This is a genomic window from Sandarakinorhabdus rubra (assembly GCF_010994245.1).
GTDB classification, from domain to species: Bacteria; Pseudomonadota; Alphaproteobacteria; order Sphingomonadales; family Sphingomonadaceae; genus Sandarakinorhabdus; species Sandarakinorhabdus rubra.
This window is the reverse complement of sequence record NZ_WMHO01000272.1, coordinates 1-2,976: the sequence shown is the minus strand read 5'-3', so window position 1 is coordinate 2,976 and position 2,976 is coordinate 1. Positions and strand designations below refer to the sequence as shown.

Below are 2,976 nucleotides of genomic sequence, written 5' to 3'. Positions count from 1 at the left end.
CCAGATCGGCCAGCGTGCGCGCCACATCGCCGCCAGTGGCGATCACCAGCGCGGCCGCCATCAGCGCGTTGGCGCATTGATAGGCGCCGATCAGCGGCAGCGTCACGCTGTGCCGGGCGCCGCCGGCCTCCACCACCAGCGCCTGGCCCAGCGCTGTGGGGGTGCGGCTGACGAGGCGCAGCGTCTCGCCGGCTTCGCCCACGGTCATCAGCTTCAGGCCCCGCGCCTGCGCGATGGCGATCATCCGGGCTGACCAGTCGCCATCATCGGCCCAGATCACCGCCGTGCCGTTGGCGTCCACCACCTCGCCGAACAGCCGGGTCTTGGCGGTAAAATAGGCCTCCATGCTGCCATGGTAATCAAGATGGTCGCGCGACAGGTTGGTGAAGGCCGCGGCGCTGACCGGCAGGCCCTCGGTACGATACTGGTCGAGCCCATGGCTGGAGGCTTCGAAGGCAGCATGGCTGATGCCTTCGCGCGCCAGCCCCGCCATGGTGGCGAGGAAGGTGACGATGTCGGGCGTGGTCAGTCCGCCGGTGCCTTCGCTGGCGCCCACCCGATCCTGCCCGGTGGTGACACCCAGCGTGCCGATGCTGGCGGCGCGGTGGCCGGCCACCTGCCACAGCTGGCGGGTGAGCTCGACGGTGCTGGTCTTGCCGTTGGTGCCGGTCACCGCCACGGTCACGGCGGGGAAGGGGGCAAACACCCGCGCCGCCGCCCGCGCAAAGGCGCGGCGCGGATTGGCGTCCGCGATGTGCAGCGCGCCCTCCACGCGGGCTTCGGGCCGCGCCACCACGGCCACGGCGCCGGCCGCGATCGCTGCCGGGATGAAATCCTCGCCGTTCACGCGCGCACCCTGAAAGGCGCCGAACAGGGTGCCGGGCGCTACCTTGCGATGATCGATGGCGCAATGGGTGACGGCGGCGCTGCCGCCGCCGTCCACCAGATCACCGAGGGTGAGCGTGCCGGGTGCCACTCATTCCTCCGCGGCGGCCTTGCTGGGCAGCAGGCCAGCAAGATCAAGATCGCGCGTCTCGTCGGGCAGCACGCCGAGCGGCGGGGCGATGCGGCGGATGATGCGGTTGATGGCCGGGGCCACCACCATGCCGGCGGTGCGAAAGCCATAAGTGGCCTTGGAGCCGCGCGGATCATCGATCATCGCCACCACCACATAGCGCGGCGCATCGACCGGAAACACGGCGGCGAAGTTCACCACGTTCTGCCCGCGCACATAGCGGCCGTTCTCGATCTTCTCGGCGGTGCCGGTCTTGCCGCCCACCCGATAGCCCGGCACGTCGGCCTTGCGCCCGGTGCCCTTGGTCACCACGAGGCGCAGCAGGCGCCGCACCTCGAGGCTGGTGCGCTCCGAAAACACCCGCGTGCCCGGCGGCACATGGGCGCTGTCGCGCTTCAGGATGGTGGGCGGCCTGTAAAGCCCGCCGTTGACCAGCGTGGCATAGCCATTGGCCAGGTGCAGCGGCGACACGGTGAGGCCGTGGCCATAGCTGATGGTCATCGTCGCCAGCTGGCCCCAGTTGGACAGCGGTGGATATTGCGGCCGGGTCTTCTCCTGCAGCTCGAACTCCAGCGGCTTCAGGAAGCCGAGCTTTTCCAGATAGGCGCGCTGGCGCTCGCGGCCCAGCTCAAGGGCCATGCGCGCCGTGCCGATGTTGCTGGAATAGATGAAGATTTCCGGCACCGTCAGCCAGCGGTTCTTGGCGTGGTCGTCGCGGATGCGAAAACCCGCCAGTTCCAGCGGGCGCGTGGCATCATATTGCTTCTGCAGGTTGGTAAGCACGCCGGTTTCCAGCGCGGTGGCGATGGTGAAGGCCTTGAAGGTGGAGCCAAGCTCATAGCCGCCCAGCGTCACCCGGTTGAAGCGGCTGCCATCATCATTCTCGGTGGTATAGCGTGTGCCGTCGGCGCGCTGGCCGGGCGCGTTGGGGTTGAAATCGGGCAGCGAGACCATGGCCAGCACTTCGCCCGTGTTCACGTCCAGCACTACGCCGGCGGCGCCCTTGGCGTTCTGATCGGCGACCAGCGCGGCCAGTTCGTTCTGCATCGCCTGCTGCACCCGCACGTCGAGCGACAGCGCCAGCGGCGCCGCCCGCTGCACCGGATCGGACAGGGTGGCATCGAAGGCCTTTTCGACGCCGATCAGCCCCCTGACGGCGCCGCCCCCGCCATCGCCGGTATAGCCCAGCGCCTGCGCGGCCAGCGTCATGTTGGGATAAAGCCGCTCGGCCTCGCGGGCCAGTTCGATGGCCGGCTCGCCCAGTTCGTTGATGCGCTGGGCCTGGCCGGGCAGCACGCGGCGGGCCAGATAGCGAAAGCTCTTCCGGCTGGTGAGATCGGCCAGGATATCCTCGCGGCTGCGCTCGGGCAGGATCTCGGCGAGCTTGCTGGCCAGCACCTCGGGGTCAGAGGTCAGGCGGCGCGGCATCACGGTGATGGCATAGGCCTCGAAGGTGCGGGCCAGTTCGACGCCATTCCTGTCCACGATGTCGCCGCGCGGCGGCGCTGCGGTGATGGGCTCTGCCTCGCTGGCCGGCGCGCCTTCGATCACGGTCAGCTCGATCAGCCGGGCAAGGATCAGCAGCGCCAGCAGCGGGAACAGCATGATCAGGAAGGCCAGCCGCTGGCGGGCCTGGGCGCGGGCGGTCACCCGTTCGCCGGCGAGGGACGGTGGTGCTGCGGTAACGGGCCCCAGGCCGGGGATGCTGGCCATCAGCCCTCCCGATCCTGCGGTTCGCTGACCCGGTCTTCCGGCGCGTCGGTGGCCGGCTCGGGCAGCAGCGGCGTCGGGGCTCCAGCTGCGGGCTGGGCGACGTAGCTGGCGGCCACCAGCCGCGGACCAGACGGCGCGGCCAGTGCCTGGGGCGGCGCTTCGGGCGCGGCGTCAACGCCATCGCGGGCCAGCGCATAGCGCAGCGCCGGCGCCTTCGCCTCGGGTCGGGCGGCATAGGCCACCAGCTG

The 2,976-nt window shown here is 70.2% G+C and carries 3 protein-coding genes; all 3 read right to left on the bottom strand.

From position 1 onward, the window contains the following. On the bottom strand, positions 1–976 hold a 976-nt coding region (locus GJV64_RS13180), incomplete at its 3' end, for a Mur ligase family protein (protein WP_408015002.1). Beyond that, positions 977–2,728 carry a peptidoglycan D,D-transpeptidase FtsI family protein gene (locus GJV64_RS13175; RefSeq protein WP_164157789.1) on the bottom strand — a complete coding sequence of 584 codons (1,752 nt, stop codon included), beginning with the start codon at positions 2,726–2,728 and terminating at the stop codon, positions 977–979. It lies immediately after the preceding gene. Continuing rightward, the coding region (locus tag GJV64_RS13170; RefSeq protein ID WP_205599632.1) for a hypothetical protein at positions 2,728–2,976 on the bottom strand (249 nt) is incomplete at its 5' end. The genes GJV64_RS13175 and GJV64_RS13170, both read right to left, overlap by 1 nt.